Genomic DNA, 15,846 nt, shown 5'->3' on the forward strand with positions numbered 1-15,846 from the left:
TCTACGGCTCAGGTCAGGTCGCCAGGCTGCGCACCAGCAGCACCAGCGCCGACGCCGCGCAGACCAGCAGCATGATGTTGCGGATCCGCGCTGGCGGCACTCGTCGGTCGACATGGTGAGAGAGCCAGAACCCGGCCAGGAGGAAGGGCACCAGGAGGAGCGCCAACCAGACCTCCCGGGCCTCGAGCTGTCCGGTGACGCCCAGGCCGGTGAGGCTGAACACCGCACCCAGGACGAAATAGACCGCCAGCGTGCTGCGGATCTGCACCGGCGATCGGTGCTGATAGAGGATCGCGATGGGCGGTCCTCCGATCGAGGTCGCCGTCGACGTGACACCAGAGATGATCCCCGCGCCGACCAGCGTCGTCGGGGTGATCGGCACGGTCACCGTGTGCCAGGTGAGCAGGACCGCCGCGAGCACCATGAGCCCCACCGCGACGGACAGCTGTTGCACGGTGAACACGGCGACCAGCCACACACCGAGCGCGGTCCCGGGCATGCGGGCCGGCAGGGCCCAGGCCAGACCGCGCCAGTCGATCTCCTTGCGGTTGCGCGCCAGGTGCAGCAGCGGCACCAGCGCAGCCGTGCAGAGCAGCAGCCCGGGCATCAGCTCCGGTGCGACCAGGGTGGCGATCGGTGCCCCCACCAGCCCCAGACCGAGGCCGACCAGACCCTGCACCAGGGTCCCCACGAGCAGCGCGAGCGCGATCACACCCAACGCCCACAGCGGCACCCCGAAGATCATCAACTCACCCTATGGGGCGTGAATTCTCTAGAGTGCTGGGCGTGAGCGTTCTGAATCCGCGCAGCACCGCGCTGCTGACCGACCACTACGAACTGACGATGCTGCAGGCCACGCTGGCCAGCGGGCACGCTGATCGTCCCTGCGTCTTCGAGGCGTTCACCAGACGGCTGCCCGAGGGCCGGCGCTATGGCGTCGTGGCCGGCACCGGCCGGTTCCTGGAGGCGCTGGCCGAGTTCACGTTCGGCACCGAGGAGATCGACTTCCTGCGCGAGCGCACGATCGTCGACGAGGCCACGCTCGACTACCTGGCGTCCTACCGGTTCACCGGCGACATCTGGGGCTATGCCGAGGGCGAGTGCTACTTCCCCGGCTCCCCCCTGATGATCGTCGAGTCCACCTTCGCCGAGGGGGTCGTGCTGGAGACCCTGGCCCTGTCGATCCTCAACCACGACTCGGCCATCGCTGCCGCCGCGTCCCGGATGACGGCGACGGCCGGCGACCGCCCCTGCATCGAGATGGGTTCGCGACGCACTCACGAGAGGTCGGCCGTGGCAGCTGCGCGCGCGGCATACATCGCGGGGTTCGACTCCACCTCCAACCTGGAGGCCGGCCGCAGCTTTGACATCCCGACGAGGGGCACCGCAGCCCACTCCTTCACCCTGCTGCACGACTCGGAGCGGGAGGCCTTCGCCTCGCAGCTGAGCAGCCTGGGCCTGAGCACCACGCTGCTGGTCGACACCTATGACGTGACCGGCGCCGTCACCCTCGCCGTCGAGCTGGCCGGCCCCGAGCTGGGCGGGGTGCGGCTGGACTCCGGCGACCTGGTCTCGCAGGCCCACGAGGTGCGCGAGCAGCTGGACTCCCTGGGCGCGACGGACACCCGGATCGTGGTCACCTCCGACCTGGACGAGCACGCGATCGCGGCGTTGCAGGCCGCCCCTGTGGATGCGTATGGCGTGGGCACCCGCGTCGTGACCGGCTCCGGTCACCCTGCGGCCGGCATGGTCTACAAGCTGGTGGCCCGGGCGGACGCCGACGGCACGATGGTGGGCGTGGCCAAGGCGAGCAAGGACAAGTCCTCCATGGGCGGTCGCAAGTTTGCGCTGCGCCGGCGCAACAGCACGGGCGTCGCGCACGAGGAGCTCATCGGCATCGGCAGTGCGCCGGTGGACGACGGCGACGACCGGCCGCTGCTGGTGCAGCTGGTGCGCGGCGGTGAGGTGATCGTGCCCACCGACGCACGCAGCGCGCGCGAGCACCACGCGAACTCGCGTGCCGAGCTGCCGACCAAGGCTCTGCGCCTCTCGCACGGCGACCCCGCGCTGCGCACCGTCTATCAGGACGAGCAGAGCCGCACCGAGGTGGAGGAGGACTAGACCTGGGCGGGGCTAGGTTGGGTCCATGACCCGAGCACTGATCATCGTGGATGTCCAGCTCGACTTCTGTGAAGCCGGCTCGCTGGCCGTTGAGGGCGGCGCCGCCGTTGCCGCCGGCATCACCACGTATGTCGCACAGCACGGCGAGGAGTATGCCGCTTTCGTCGCCACCGCGGACTGGCACGTCGACCCCGGTGACCACTGGTCCGAGGAACCGGACTTCGTGGACACCTGGCCGGTGCACTGCGAGGCCGGGACCGTCGGTGCGGAGTTTCGTCCCGAGCTGGCCGGCGCACTGGACCACGTGCAGGCCGTCTTCCGAAAGGGTGAGTATGTCGCGGCATACTCCGGCTTTGAGGGCAGCACCGAGGTGGAGGGCGAGCAGGTCGGCCTGGCCGACTGGCTGCGTGAGCGGGACGTGACCGCGGTCGACGTCGTCGGCATCGCCACCGACCACTGCGTGCGAGCGACGGCGCTGGATGCCCGGGCGGCGGGCCTGGACACCACGGTGCTTTTGGGCCTCACTGCTGGTGTGGCGCCGGAGACCACGGCAGCCGCGCTAAAGCAGCTGCGTGCCGCGGGTGTCACGATCAAAAAGTCCGCAGGCACCTGAGTTCGAGAAGCCTCACGCAGTACCGGGCGGACTCCCGTCTTACAGCCTCGTGTGCGTCTTGGAGCCGGTTGCAACAGGCTCCAAGAACCCGACGAGGCTCTAAGACGACGGTCGTCTAAGTGGCGCGCGTGGGGTGGCGGGCGCCGGCCCTCGTCGTCAGCTCTTGCGCTGGAAGAGGGCATAGAACGCCCAGAAGACGAGCGTCAGCAGGACGATGAAGATGGCGGAGTCGATGAGGGTCTGCATGGTGTTCCTGTCGTCGGTTCTGGTCTGGGTCAGGAGCTCTTCTTGACCACGTTGGTCTTGGCGAACTTGTCGTTGAGCGACTGCTTGTTCTTGTCCCACAGGGGGAACAGTCCGTTGACGATGCTGAAGATGCTGGTGAGGAAGGACAGCATCTGCACGCCAGACAGCAGCCCCGGCCCCTGCCACACCAGCGCGCGGATGACGGCGGTGCTCCAGGACAGCGGCCCAGGCTGGTCCCGCAGCCGCACTCGCAGCCCGGTGGCCAGCTTGCCAAGGGTCGCACCGAAGGACTTGAGCATGAGTATCTCGTAGGCCAGCGCCATCACCCCGAGGCCAAGGCCGACCCGAAGGAGGCTGGCGCTGAGGTCCGCGGGCAACGTGGTCGGCGGCGTAGCACCGCTCTCTGCCGCCGCGAAGACCTCGTCGAACCAGTCCTGGAACTGCCCCATCAGGTCTGGGGCTAGCACGACGAGGGCGATGAGACCGAAGACGATGCTCGTGAAAAGCCAGTCGATGATGCGCGCCAGGAAGCGGATCCCCCAACCGGCCAGCGGCTGTCCGTCCGGCGTGGTCGGCCCGGCCATCGTGCCGACGTAGCCGCCACCGGGCATCGGCTGCCCCCAGCCTCCCTGCTGCTGTCCGTACTGGTAGTTCTGCTGGCCCTGCTGACCGTACTGGCCCTGGGGCGCGCCGTAGCCCTGCTGCCCTTGCTGGCCCCCGTACTGGCCCTGCTGACCCGGCTGACCCCCGTACTGCTGCCCCTGCTGACCCTGACCATGCTGGCCCTGCTGTCCCTGAGGAGCGCCATACTGACCCTGCTCGCCGTCCTGTCCCTGGCCGTACTGTCCCCCGGCAGCGCCGGCCCCTGCCTGGTCCAACCCGGGCTTCTGCCGCGGGCTGGTGTGCTCAGTCCACATCACGCCGTCCCAGTAGCGCAGGAGGCTGCTGTCCTGCGGGTCGTCATACCAGCCTGCGTTACGTGTCGTCATGGTCCTAGCCTCCCATGCCGACCCGGCCAGTTCCTACGTGACCATCCCCCGCGCTCCCGCCACCCCACCCGCGCCGCGAGCACGCGGTTCGGCCGTCAACTCGGGGGCTGTGGATAACTTCCGGGCCGGTGTCACGGACTCGGCATACTGGCGACACCTGCCGGGAGGGGGCAGTATGGAGGTTATGACCGATCTGATCCAGATTCCGCACGGTCGGGTGTTCACCGCCGCGGACCTGGAGGGGATGCCCGATGACGGCAACCGCTACGAGATCATCGACGGGGCACTGATCGTGCTGCAACCCGACCTGCTGGTGGCTACGCGAGAAGCGCTGGCCGGCCGGAAGATGGTCGGGCTGCCGGTGCTCGCGATCGAGGTGCTCTCCCCCAGCACGCGTCTGATCGACCTCAACCTCAAGAAGGCAGCCCTCGCCGAGGCGGGAGTTGTCCACTACTGGGTCATCGACCCGGAGCGACCGTCGCTGACCGCCTGGCGGCTAGCACAAGGCGAGTTCACCGAAGTCGGCTCCGCGACCGGGGCGCAGGTCTTCACCGTGACCGACCCCTTCCCGGTGCACGTCTCCCCCGCTGCCCTGCTCCACTGACACGATCGTGGCAAGCGACACGACGGACCGAAAACACAGGTGATAGCGCCAGCCGATGCCCGGCCGACAGGCCGACGAGTCAGCGACGGCCGACGAACCACTTGCGGATGGTGGCGATCCGCTCGGTCACCTGATCGCTGCTGGCCGTCGCCAGCTCCGGGCCACCACAACGACGCCTGAGGTCGGCGTGGACGATGGCATGCGGCTGACCGGACTTCGAGGCATATGCCGACACCAGCTTGTTGAGCTCCTTGCGCTGCTCGGCGAGTGCCCGGTGCGCCGACACCTGCTGCGCGGCAGCCTTGCCGCCGTCGTTGCGCACCTGCTTGCGCTGCCGGTCGCGCAGGACGTGGGCCACCTGATCGGGCTCGAGGAGCCCGGGTAGTCCGAGGTAGTCCTCTTCCTCCTGGCTCCCGGGGACGGCACCGAGTCCGAACTGCTCGGAGTCGAAGAGCACGTGGTCAAAGAGGGCGTCGGACTCGAGTGCCTCGAAGCTGCCCTCGTCGGAATCGGGCGCGCCCTCCTCCGCGTTGGCCTGGGCCAGCAGGTCCTCCTCCGGGCTCCAGTCCACCTCGTCGCCGTCGGTGCGCTTCTTGTTGAGGGCGTGGTCGCGCTGCAGCTCCATCGAGCCGGCGTGCTCGAGGATCAGGGGCACGCTGGGCAGGAAGACCGAGGCCGTCTCGCCGCGGCGCCTGGCGCGCACGAACCGACCGATGGCCTGGGCAAAATAGAGCGGCGTCGAGGTGGACGTGGCATAGACACCGACACACAGGCGCGGCACGTCGACCCCCTCGGACACCATCCGGACGGCGACCATCCACCGCGAGTCCCCCTCGGCGAACTCCTCGATGCGCCCGGACGAGCCGGGGTCGTCAGAGAGCACCACGGTCGGCTTCTCGCCGGTCAGCGCGGTCAGCTGCTTGGCATAGGCGCGCGCCGAGCGCTGGTCGCTGGCGATGACCAGGCCACCGGCGTCCGGGACTCCGCGGCGCACCTCGGTCAGTCGCTTGTCCGCCGCAGCCAGGACGGTGGGGATCCACTCACCCGCGGGATCCAGCGCGGTGCGCCACGCCTGCTTGGAGACGTCCTTCGTCAGCGGCTCCCCCAGCCGTGCGGAGATCTCGTCACCCGCGCGGGTGCGCCACCGCATGCTCCCGCCGTAGGCCAGGAAAAGCACCGGGCGGACGACCCCGTCACGCAACGCCTCGGCATACCCATAGGCATAGTCGGACTCCGAGCGCAGGACGCCCTCGTGGTCCATGGCGTAGCGCACGAACGGGATGGCTGCGGTGTCGGAGCGGAACGGGGTTCCCGTCAGCGAGAGGCGGCGGGTGGCCGGCTCGAAGGCATCGCGGATCGCCTCCCCCCAGCTCAGCGCGTCCCCACCGTGGTGGATCTCATCGAGTATGACGAGGGTGCGGGCGGCTTCCGTCCGCGCTCTGTGCAGCAACGGTTTGCTGGCGACTCCCGCGTAGGTCACGACCACACCGCGGAAGTCGCCACCGTGGCGTCCCTGGGCGTTGGCGAAGCGCGGGTCGATGTTGATGCCCACGCGGGCGGCGGCCTCGGCCCACTGGGTCTTGAGGTGCTCGGTCGGTGCCACCACCGTGACCCGCTCCACGACACCGGCGTCGAGCAGCTCGGTGGCGATCTTCAGGGCAAAGGTCGTCTTGCCGGCCCCTGGAGTCGCCACGGCCAAAAAGTCGCGTGGCTGCTCGGCGAGGTACTGGTCCAGCGCTGCCTGCTGCCAGGCCCGAAGCTTGCTGGCGGTGCCCCAGGCCGCCCGCTCGGGATAGGCGGGAGAGAGATGAGAGGCGGCTGAGGTGGACATCGCAGATCAGGATACGAGGTCCGCGGAGCACTTCCGGACGGCCTGTGGAAACGTGCTGGTCGTCCGCGCGCCGCGCCCTCAGAGACCTACTCCCCGCCGTCCTGCGGTGCGCGGAGTCCTTCGTAGATCTCCTTGCACGTGGGGCAGACCGGGAACTTCTTAGGGTCGCGGCCGGGCACCCAGATCTTGCCGCAGAGCGCGACCACGGGGTCACCCGACATGGCGCTCTCCATGATCTTTTCCTTGCGCACATAGTGCGAGAAGCGCTCGTGGTCCCCCGGCTCGCTCAGCTGCGGGTCGGTGCGGGTGTCCTCCCGCTCCAGGACCGCGGTCTGGGTGGACGGTGCGCTGGGCGCCTCGGGGGCGTCCAACGGCTCCTGCGACATGCTCCAAGACATGTCTCCACTGTAGTGCGTGCTCAGTTCTGTAGTGCGTGCTCAGTTCTGCTCGGGGTGCTCGGTGTAGGTCGCCAGCAGCGACAGCGAGTTGCGCTGCCGCATCAGCACGTCGCGCCACAGGTCCCCCGACTCGTGGAACGGGTCCCGGGGCTCGCGCTCCACGACATACCAGGCGCCCTCGATCAGCTCGGCCTCGAGCTGGCCTGCTGACCATCCGGCATACCCGACGAAGATCCGGAGGCCCGAGATCTCGGGCACCACCACGGGCGGGGGCGTGTCCAGATCGACCAGGGCCAGACCGCCGAAGAGCACGGAGATGCCGAGCGTCTCGGTCTGGGCCTCCTGCCCACCGGGCACGCTGACGATCCCCAATGCCGAGTCCACCTCCACCGGACCGCCCTGGAAGAGCACGCCGGGCGGGGTGACGTGCGGCTGCCAGTCCGGCAGGACCGCGCTGACCCCGGCCTCCATCGGCCGGTTCAGCGTGACACCCGTGGCCCCGTCCTCGTCGTGATGCAGGACGAGGACGATGGAACGCGCAAAGAAGGCGCCGGTCCGGGGCGTGGCCACGAGCAACTGCCCGGCCAACGACCCCGCTTCATCCGACGGCTGGCTCACGGCACCAGCATCTCAGCCGCGGGCGCCTCGGCCGAGTGACGGGCCCGGCGCCGACGCACCCACCAGACGCCCACCGCCGCGAGCCCGATCCCGACCAGGTCCGCGACCAGGTCCCAGACGTCGACGGTGCGGGTGGTCGTCAGCAGCCCCTGCAGTGGCTCACTGACCACCGCATGAGCGAGTATGCCGAGGGCCGCCGGCCTCGACCGGAGCACGAGGGCCACGGCGAAGGGGATGCCGAACAGGAGCAGATGACCGATCTTGTCCTGTCCGGAGACGAACGGCTCCCCCTCCCCTGGCGTGACGGCATACAAGATCCAGACCTGTGCGAGGAACAGGATGAGCAGCACAGCCCAGAGCAGCCCGCGCCACCATCGTGGGTGCATGGACTCGGAGTGGTCAGTCGTTCTTCTCGTCGTGTGCGCGGACAGCCTTCTCCACCGCCTCTGCCACGGCCTTGCTGACTCGCGGGTTAAACACGCTCGGGATGATGTAGGTCGGGTTGCGCTCGTCCTCACCCACGACGTCGGACAGCGCGATCGCGGCGGCCAGCAGCATCTCGTCGGTGATGTGTTCGCTCTGGGCATCGATCAACCCCCGGAACACCCCCGGAAAGACCAGCACGTTGTTGATCTGGTTGGCGAAGTCGCTGCGACCCGTCGCCACGACGGTGGCGTGCTCGGCAGCGTCCACGGGGTCGACCTCCGGCTGAGGGTTGGCCATCGCAAAGACGATCGAGTCGGTAGCCATCGTGGCGACATCGTCACCGCTGAGGATGCCACCGGCCGAGACACCGATAAACACGTCCGCACCCACCAGGGCGTCCTGCACGGTGCCCCGGAGCCCGGCCCGGTTGGTCTGGGAGGCGATCCAGGCCATGTTGGCGTTGTCGCCGCGGGCGATGTCCGTGCGCTCGGAGTGCAGGATGCCGTGCACGTCGGAGACGACCACGTGGGTCGCGCCGGCCAGCAGCAGCAGGCGCAGGATCGCCGACCCGGCGGCGCCGGCGCCGGAGAGCACGATCTTGACGTCGGCCAGCTGCTTGTTGACCACCCGCAGCGCGTTGCGCAGGGCAGCCAACACCACGATCGCCGTGCCGTGCTGGTCGTCGTGGAAGACCGGGATGTCGAGCTCCTCGCGCAGGCGCCGCTCGATATAGAAGCAGCGCGGTGCCGAGATGTCCTCGAGGTTGATGCCGGCAAAGCCCGGTGAGATCGCCTTGACGATGCGCACGATCTCGTCCGCGTCCTTGGTGTCCAGCACGATCGGGAAGGCGTCGACGTCGGCGAACCGTTTGAACAGCGCTGCCTTGCCCTCCATCACCGGCATCGCCGCGAGCGGGCCGATGTCTCCCATGCCCAGCACCGCGGTGCCGTCGGTGACCACAGCGACGGTGTTGCGCTTGATGGTGAGCCGCCGCGCGTCCTCTGGGTTGTCGACGATCGCCTGGCAGACCCGCGCCACCCCGGGGGTGTAGATCATCGACAGGTCGTCGCGGTTGCGGATCGGGGTCTTGGGCTCCACGCTCAGCTTGCCGCCGAGGTGCATCAGGAAGGTGCGGTCACTGACCTTGCCGATCTCGACTCCACGCACGGTGCGCATCGCCTCGACAATTTGCTTGGCGTGTTCCTCACCCCAGGTGGCGATAGTCAGGTCGGTGCGCAACCGCTCGGCCCCCGACTCGGCGATGTCCACCGCGGTGACCATGCCTCCTTCCTTCTCCACCGCCGCGCTGAGCTCGCCGACAGCAGTGGCGCGCGCGGGCAGTTCGAGACGGACCGTGATCGAGTTGGAGACAGACGGAGCGAAAGCCATGCCGGCCATTGTCCCGTATGCCGACGGGCTGGCTGTCCAGCGCGCCGCGTGTGACCAAGGTCGCCCCGGGAATCGCCGCGGGTGCGTTGGCGTTGCCACCCACATGAGCACAGTTGAACTGACCCGCGAGAACCTGGACCAGACGCTGTCCGACAACGAGATCGTCCTGATCGACTGGTGGGCTGAGTGGTGTGGTCCGTGCCGCGCCTTCGCCCCGGTCTATGAGCAGACGTCGGAGAAGCATGAGGACGTCGTCTTCGGCAAGGTCGACACCGAAACTCAGCGCGAGCTGGCCGCCGGCGCCCAGATCACCTCGATCCCGACCGTGATGGGCTTCCGCGACGGCATCCTGCTCTTCGCCCAGCCGGGCGTGCTGCCGGCTGCCGGCCTGGAGAGCCTGATCGGCCAGCTCAAGGACCTCGACATGGACGACGTGCGCGCCAAGCTGGCCGCCGCCGAGTCCGAGCTGACTGACGACAAGGCCCAGGGCTGAGCAACTGCTCCTGAGCCTGGCTGCGTGCCAGGCGAGGGCGCCGTGCGCCATCCCAAACAGACCTTTGGGACGACCTGCCGCCGGGCACCATCGCTTGAGCAGGCTGAAATGCAAGTGCTAATCGGCGACCGCGCCCGAGCTCGCGGCCCAGGGTGCCACACGCACGGACAGCCCCTAGCACGTGCCTCGATGGATCTCCATGGAGTAGCCAGGCGTCGGAGGTCACACAGGGTTCCCACTCAATGCGTGTGGGCGATAATATGGCGCATGGAGGTCCAGAGCATCAACGACCGCATGGCCTACTTCGCGCGCGAGGTCAGGGTCGGTGACGACGTCGAGCAGGCCGGGACCGGATCTGCGAAGCAGCAGTGGATCTGCTGGGTGGACAGGCACAGGCGGGGATCACCATCGCTCATCGCGAGCGTCAGGTAGAAAGCATCGGCGCGACCGCGGAGTTGGTCCGTCGCGGTGATGAGCTGCAGGCCGAGCTGGGCGAAGGTCCGTGTCTGGACGCAGCCTGGGACCAGGAGCAGGTGGTCGTCGACGACCTGGCGCGTGAGGCGCGGTGGCCGCGGTGGGGTCCGAGGATGGTGCAGGACTTCGGCGTCAAGAGCATGCTGTGCACCCAGCTGTTCACGAACGAGAAGCAGCTCGGGGCGCTGAACATCTACTCCACCGAGCCGGTTGCCTTCGACGAGGAGGCCCAGGAGGTGGCCCGGCTGCTGGCCGTGCACGCCGCGATGGCAATCGCTCAGGCCCAGCAGGTCGAGGGTTTACGGTTTGCCAACGACCGGCGCACCACGATCGGCAAGGCGCTGGGGATCGTGATGGTGACCTACGACCTCGACGACGCCAAGGCCTTCGACGTCCTGCGGCGCCTCTCCTCGCACGAGAATCGCAAGTTGTTCGACCTCGCCCAGGACATCATCAACGGACGCCAGGCGGCGCCCCGCCCACCGCAGCAGTAACCTCCTCACGCCACTGGCCAATCGCCGGCGCAGAGTCCTTTAATCCGCCCCCTTCGGGCCATCGATCGGCGCCTGTGTCTACAGCGGGCCGGACCAGACAGGTTGGCGTACGGTGAGGAACAAGGGCTCGCACGTGGTGGCCGGCCGTTCGGCAGGGCCAGGTGCAGGTGACGGAACGCGGAGCGGAGACGATCATGAGTGCCCAGACATCTGGACAGGACGGGCCGACCCCCGTGGCCCAGCTGACGACGACCCTCGCCCGTGTTCATGGGATGCTGCTGAGCGAGGAGGACTCCGCTGCAGCGGTGGAGCGGTTAGCTCTAGTAGCCCGTGACCTGGTCCCCTCCTCGGTCGGAGCAGGTGCCTCCCTGATGGACCAGACGGGGCAGCGCACCTCCACCGGAACCACCGACAAGGTCGCCGCGGCCGCGGACGTCCTTCAGTATGAACTTGGTGAGGGTCCATGTCTGAGCGCCTGGGCCACGACGGCAGTCCAGCACATTCACGACACAGCCACCGAGAGCCGATGGAGGACATGGTGCGCCGCGGTGCAGGGACTCGGCGTGCGTTCGGTACTCAGCGCCCCGATGGTATTCAAAGGAAACAGCATCGGTGCCATGAAGGTCTACAGCACCACTGCGGACAGTTTTGATATCCAGGACGAGCACCGGCTCCTGCTGCTGGCCGGAGCGGCGGCCACCCTGTTGGGTGTTGCCCAGGGTTCCGACGCGCCGCAGCGACTGTCGGCTGGGCTGCAGGCGATGCTGGAGGACCGCCAAGCCGTTGAGACGGCCACTGGCATGCTGATGGAGCGCCACCATCTTGACCATGACACAGCGCGATCGCGTCTCTTGGAGACCGCGCGCAGCAGACGTCTTCCCGTCGCCCAGCTCGCCCGCACGATTGTGACCCCCTCCATCGCGCCGAGAGCCTAGAGCGAAAGATGGACGGAGACGAGGAGCGCGTCAACCATGAACAGGCCCACTTGATGCGTCGAGCACGCGAGCGTGCCGGTCTAGGAGCACATGAGGTCTGGATGCACTACTTCAGCATCGGTGGCAACGCAGGGGAGATGGAAGTCGAGGCCTTCTTGCATCACGCGTTACCGCTACCCCCTCTCGAGCGCGACATGTTGGCTCACGCGGTCAACGAGTTGATCGACCACCGCCCCATCATCTATGCACCGTACAGCGACGACCTCACCGGTGCTCACGGCGTGGACCACCGCGAGACGACCGCGATCGATGAGGACAACGACGCCGAAGATCACTAGTTAGATCCGCCTCCAGCATGCCCTGTGCCAGCAGTGTGACAGAAATGCTGGCCGTCACATACGTAGACATGACTACTCCTGTCCTCAACGCAAAAGCCCCCCTGACCAGCGCGTTTGCGCAGGTATGGGGGGCTTTTGTGCCCGCATCGTATGACGTGCCCACCGCGTTGAGTGGAGGTGGCGGGAATCGAACCCGCGTCCGCTGCCGGAAGACCAGGACTTCTCCGGGTGCAGTGCGCTATGGAGTTTCTCGGCCCCAGGGCTCGCGCGCACACGTTCCCTGACAGGCCCAGTTGAGTAAGAGTCCCGCGTGATCCCCCAACATGATCACGCAGCAAGTTTCCTAGCTGATGCCAGACACTGAGTCGGAAACTAGCTCAGGCTGACAGACTTCGTGGCTCGCTCAGGCGGCGAGGGCGAAGTCGGTGCGCTTGGAATCGGCACCTATTGGTTTGCAAGGGACATTAACGAGTTGACCTTGCATTCTCGACCCGCTTCTCCTGGAGTTGCAAACAACGTCGAAACCGATCACCCCCATGGAGCAGGGGCACGTCACACTGTGCAGTTATCAAGTCCGGTCGCTGCTCACGCAACCACCGGAGGTCCAGACTACCTGTCCAACAGCCGCGCGGTCCAACAGATTCCCGCCGCACCGAGCCGACCAGCGGGGAGGGTAGAGTCCACCGGCGTGAACCCCACGAGTCAGCTCATGACCCTGCGCGTGCTGTCCGGCGCCTTCATCGGCGGCATCGCCATCATCGCCGCCTTGATGTTCTTCGTTGCGCCGGAGACCGTGCTGCCACAACCCTGGGTGCTCGCGGTGTTGCTCGGGCTCGTCGCGACCACCGCCGTGGTGTCGCTGGTCATGGTCGGCCAGGTGCCGGCGGCCTCTGAGGACGACACCGTGGGTGCAATGCTGGGCAAGGTCCAGCCGGTGCACATCCTGCGTCTGGCGCTGATGGAGGCCCCGGCAATCCTCGCGGTCGTCCTGTTGTTTCTGGCGGACGAGCCGTCCTGGGTCACCGTCGCGGTCGCCGCCGTGCCCACGATCCTGCTGATGCTGCTGCTGGTCTTTCCGCACCAGGGCGTGCTGCGCCGCTATGAGCAGGCGTTGGACTCAGGCGGCGCCCACACCCGGTTCACCGACAAGCTGCTGGGCCACGCCGCCTGACTGGTGGTATGACGAGGGGCCGGGTCTGCACGGCCGGCCCCGCGTCATACCGCTGGGTCACTTGCGGCTGACTCAGTTGCGGCCATAGACCATCGTGACGAAGTGGTGGATCTGGTCCTCGGCGACATTGCGCGCCAGGTCGGACTCGCTGATCATCCCGATCACCTCGCCGTTGTCGACCACTGGCAAGCGCTTGACCTGCTGGCTGCCCATCAAGTCCACGATCGTCTCGACGGGCTCATCCGGGCCGATGGTGGAGACGATGCCCTGGGCCAGCTCCCCCGCTGGCGTCGAGGCAAGGTCGCGACCCTCGGCGCACGCACGCACGACGATGTCGCGGTCAGTGATGATGCCGGTCAGCGCCCCTTCACCGGACTGGACGGGCAGACAGCCCACTCCCAGGTCCCGCATCATCGCGGCCGCCTCGCTCAGCGACTGGTCCTCCCGGATGGACTGGATCCCGCTGTTCATGATCTCGCGTGCCGTCGTCATCTCACTCCTCGGTGTGGGATCTGCATGTCCATCCACTGTCACCCAGGCCGGCGCGACCGGCAACCGCGAGGGCGCGCTCAGCCGTGCTGGCGCAGGTGCGAGGACATCGCCCGCTGGACCTCGCGGGCGTCCTGCTTCTCGCGCAGGGTCTGGCGCTTGTCGTGCAGCTGCTTGCCCTTGGCAAGAGCGATCTCGACCTTGACGCGCCCGTCCTTGAAATAGAGCGACAGCGGCACGATGGTGTGCCCCGCCTGACCCGCCTTGGCCATCAGCTTGTCCAGCTCATGGCGGTGCAGCAGCAGCTTGCGACGCCGGCGCGCGGCGTGGTTGGTCCAGTTGCCCTGGACATACTCCGGGATGTGCACTCCCTCGAGGAACAGCTCCCCGTGGTAGTCGGTCGCATAGCCGTCCACCAGCGACGCGCGCCCCATCCGCAGCGACTTCACCTCAGTCCCGGTCAGGACCAGCCCGGCCTCGATGACGTCCTCGATGTGATAGTCGTGCCGTGCCTTCTTGTTGCTCGCGATGAGCTTGCGGCCGGTCTCCTTGGCCATGGGTCCTGCACCTCCAACCAGGCTGCTGTATGCCGTGTGCTCGCCCGGGCGGTCCGGCGCGACCTCCCAGACTACCTGGCGAGGCGTCGGGGTCAGAGCCAGTTTCGCGGGTTGACCGGGACGCCGTTCTCCCGCGTCTCGAAGTGCAGGTGGCAACCGGTCGAGGTTCCCGTCGTGCCGACATACGCGAGGACGTCTCCGCGGTCGACCGCGCCACCCGTGCGCTCAAAGCTCTCCAGGTGCAGATAGCGCGTGACCAGGTTGACACCCTGGATGACGCCGTGGTCGACCGTGATGATGTTGCCACCACCGGGGCTGTAGCTCGTGCCGATGATGGTCCCGCTCGCCGGCGCCCGGACAGCCGTCCCGCATGCGGCGCCATAATCGAGGCCGGCGTGGAGCCGGGCATAGCCGAGCACCGGGTGCATCCGCCAGCCGAACTCGCTGGTCGTGGGCGCGTTGACCGGGTGGCTGAGGACACCAGCCGCAGGAGGCGGAGGCGGCGGAGCGGGCGCGGGGGGTTCTGGTGCAGGCGCTGGGGCTGGCGGAGGGGCAGGCGCTGGAGCCGGCGCGGGTGCCGGCGCCGGGCTCGGCGACGAGCGACGCTCGCGCTCCTGACGCTCGCGCTCGGCCTGCTCCCGCTCGGCCTGCTCCCGCTCGGCCTGCTCCCGGGCCGCACGGTCCGCGGCCTCCTGCTCGAGTCGCGCCTGGCGCTCGGCCTCACGCTTCTGCCGAGCCGCCTCCTCGATGCGAGCCTGCTCGGCGGCCTCATCCTGCTTCAGGCCATATTTCTCCTGGGCCAGGGTTGCCAGCTCGTCCTGGAGCGCGTCGGCCTCAGACTGTTCCTTCGCCAGGTGCTCCTCGAGCTTGACGATCTCCAGCTCGAGCGCCTCCTTGTCCTTGGCCTGCTGCACCTCCAGGGCCTCGAGGTCGATCTTGGCCTGCTCCGCGCGGTCGCGCGCCTCCTGCTTGCGGATCGTGTTGGCCTCCGCCTCGGCCAGCAGGAAGGCGATGTCCCGGCGCACACCGGCGAGGCGGTCCTGCTCCGCGGTCTCCTGCGCCAGCTGGGTGCTCAGCCGCTCCAGCGTGCTGTCCTGCACCCGCATCACGGTGCGAGCCATCGACATCTCCTGGATCGCGTCACCCTCCCCCGACAGCATCTCCAGGGTCATCGCCAGGTTGCCCAGCCCACCGGACTTGTAGGACTCCCGGGCGATCGAACCGACCGCCACCCGTGTCTCCTGCTGCGCAGCGGCATTGTCCGCGAGGCTGCCCTCGATCTTCGCCTCGTTGGCATAGGCCACGTCCAGCTCACCCTCGATGCGCACCTGCTCGGCCTCGGCGTCGGCCAGGTCGCCCTCCGCGCCCGTCAGGTCGAGGCGGGCCGCCTCCACCTTGGCCGTCGTCTCCTTGAGCCGCTTGTCCGCAGCGACCAGGTCGGCGCTGGTCTCCTCCAGGTCGTGCTCCAACTCCTCGGCGCGGTCCTGCGCGGCGGCGCGGTCCTGCGCCTTCTGTGCCTCCTGGCGCTCCACGTCGCGAATCCGGTCGCGGATGTCGTCCAGAGCCACGGCGGGGGTCGCCATCAGCACACCGGCTACGGCCAGGGCCGTGGCGGCGCCCCAACGCTGTCGAGGTGTTGCGTTCATCTCGCGATCCCTTC

The 15,846-nt window shown here is 68.0% G+C and carries 18 protein-coding genes and 1 other RNA gene; 8 read left to right on the forward strand and 11 right to left on the reverse strand.

The features are described 5' to 3' along the window. Positions 1-13 precede the first annotated feature (13 nt). Entirely contained in the window at positions 14-745 is a 732-nt protein-coding gene (locus NF557_RS11410; protein ID WP_252619455.1) for a sulfite exporter TauE/SafE family protein, read from the reverse strand. Between the two features lie 11 nt (positions 746-756). On the opposite strand from NF557_RS11410, the gene NF557_RS11415 reads away from it, so the two are divergent. Continuing rightward, positions 757-2,121 (forward strand): nicotinate phosphoribosyltransferase, encoded by a 1,365-nt coding sequence (locus NF557_RS11415; protein ID WP_370584123.1) that lies wholly within the window; start codon positions 757-759, stop codon positions 2,119-2,121. Positions 2,122-2,146: 25 nt separating this feature from the next. Beyond that, a complete protein-coding gene (locus NF557_RS11420; RefSeq protein WP_252619457.1) occupies positions 2,147-2,734 on the forward strand; it encodes an isochorismatase family protein in 588 nt (195 codons plus the stop codon). 275 nt (positions 2,735-3,009) lie between these two features. Here NF557_RS11420 and NF557_RS11425 read toward each other — a convergent pair whose 3' ends face one another. Then, positions 3,010-3,969, reverse strand: coding sequence for an RDD family protein (locus NF557_RS11425; RefSeq protein ID WP_252619459.1), 960 nt, complete (start codon positions 3,967-3,969; stop codon positions 3,010-3,012). Between the two features lie 184 nt (positions 3,970-4,153). On the opposite strand from NF557_RS11425, the gene NF557_RS11430 reads away from it, so the two are divergent. Beyond that, entirely contained in the window at positions 4,154-4,573 is a 420-nt protein-coding gene (locus tag NF557_RS11430) for a Uma2 family endonuclease (RefSeq protein ID WP_252619461.1), read from the forward strand. Between the two features lie 79 nt (positions 4,574-4,652). Here NF557_RS11430 and NF557_RS11435 read toward each other — a convergent pair whose 3' ends face one another. From NF557_RS11435 to NF557_RS11455, 5 genes are all read right to left on the reverse strand, one after another. After that, positions 4,653-6,404 carry a DEAD/DEAH box helicase gene (locus NF557_RS11435; RefSeq protein WP_252619463.1) on the reverse strand — a complete coding sequence of 584 codons (1,752 nt, stop codon included), beginning with the start codon at positions 6,402-6,404 and terminating at the stop codon, positions 4,653-4,655. Between the two features lie 86 nt (positions 6,405-6,490). Continuing rightward, on the reverse strand, positions 6,491-6,802 hold the full coding sequence (locus tag NF557_RS11440) for a DUF3039 domain-containing protein (protein ID WP_252619465.1): 312 nt from the start codon (positions 6,800-6,802) through the stop codon (positions 6,491-6,493). 39 nt (positions 6,803-6,841) lie between these two features. Next, entirely contained in the window at positions 6,842-7,420 is a 579-nt protein-coding gene (locus NF557_RS11445) for a YqgE/AlgH family protein (protein ID WP_252619467.1), read from the reverse strand. Then, the gene (locus NF557_RS11450; RefSeq protein ID WP_252619469.1) at positions 7,417-7,806 is read right to left on the reverse strand and encodes a VanZ family protein; all 390 of its coding nucleotides are present in this window, start codon (positions 7,804-7,806) and stop codon (positions 7,417-7,419) included. The genes NF557_RS11445 and NF557_RS11450 overlap by 4 nt, the downstream gene beginning before the upstream one ends. Before the next feature lie 13 nt (positions 7,807-7,819). Then, on the reverse strand, positions 7,820-9,235 hold the full coding sequence (locus NF557_RS11455; protein WP_252619471.1) for an NAD-dependent malic enzyme: 1,416 nt from the start codon (positions 9,233-9,235) through the stop codon (positions 7,820-7,822). A gap of 103 nt (positions 9,236-9,338) precedes the next feature. Here NF557_RS11455 and NF557_RS11460 point away from each other — a divergent pair, with 103 nt between their 5' ends. The 4 genes from NF557_RS11460 to NF557_RS11475 all read left to right on the forward strand — a co-directional run bounded on the left by NF557_RS11460 (position 9,339) and on the right by NF557_RS11475 (position 11,969). Further along, positions 9,339-9,728 (forward strand): thioredoxin family protein, encoded by a 390-nt coding sequence (locus NF557_RS11460; protein WP_252619473.1) that lies wholly within the window; start codon positions 9,339-9,341, stop codon positions 9,726-9,728. A 353-nt stretch (positions 9,729-10,081) separates the two neighbouring features. Beyond that, positions 10,082-10,696 carry a GAF and ANTAR domain-containing protein gene (locus tag NF557_RS11465; RefSeq protein WP_256855743.1) on the forward strand — a complete coding sequence of 205 codons (615 nt, stop codon included), beginning with the start codon at positions 10,082-10,084 and terminating at the stop codon, positions 10,694-10,696. Positions 10,697-10,968: 272 nt separating this feature from the next. Beyond that, positions 10,969-11,631, forward strand: a complete 663-nt coding sequence (locus tag NF557_RS11470; protein WP_256855744.1) for a GAF and ANTAR domain-containing protein — start codon at positions 10,969-10,971, stop codon at positions 11,629-11,631. Between the two features lie 101 nt (positions 11,632-11,732). Next, complete coding sequence (locus NF557_RS11475; protein ID WP_252619479.1) at positions 11,733-11,969, forward strand: hypothetical protein; 237 nt, start codon at positions 11,733-11,735, stop codon at positions 11,967-11,969. Positions 11,970-12,138: 169 nt separating this feature from the next. Here the strand turns inward: NF557_RS11475 and ssrA are convergent. After that, positions 12,139-12,505: a transfer-messenger RNA gene (ssrA, locus tag NF557_RS11480) on the reverse strand. Between the two features lie 152 nt (positions 12,506-12,657). Between ssrA and NF557_RS11485 the strand changes: the two genes are divergently transcribed. Then, positions 12,658-13,140, forward strand: a complete 483-nt coding sequence (locus NF557_RS11485; protein ID WP_252619481.1) for a hypothetical protein — start codon at positions 12,658-12,660, stop codon at positions 13,138-13,140. 72 nt (positions 13,141-13,212) lie between these two features. Here the strand turns inward: NF557_RS11485 and NF557_RS11490 are convergent, their stop codons facing one another. From NF557_RS11490 to NF557_RS11500, 3 genes are all read right to left on the reverse strand, one after another. After that, a complete protein-coding gene (locus tag NF557_RS11490) occupies positions 13,213-13,632 on the reverse strand; it encodes a CBS domain-containing protein (protein ID WP_252619483.1) in 420 nt (139 codons plus the stop codon). 77 nt (positions 13,633-13,709) lie between these two features. Beyond that, entirely contained in the window at positions 13,710-14,186 is a 477-nt protein-coding gene (gene smpB / locus NF557_RS11495; RefSeq protein ID WP_252619485.1) for an SsrA-binding protein SmpB, read from the reverse strand. Positions 14,187-14,278: 92 nt separating this feature from the next. Beyond that, on the reverse strand, positions 14,279-15,832 hold the full coding sequence (locus tag NF557_RS11500) for a M23 family metallopeptidase (protein ID WP_252619487.1): 1,554 nt from the start codon (positions 15,830-15,832) through the stop codon (positions 14,279-14,281). Between the last annotated feature and the right edge of the window lie 14 nt (positions 15,833-15,846).

Source organism: Ornithinimicrobium cryptoxanthini, assembly GCF_023923205.1.
Taxonomy (GTDB): Bacteria; Actinomycetota; Actinomycetes; order Actinomycetales; family Dermatophilaceae; genus Ornithinicoccus; species Ornithinicoccus cryptoxanthini.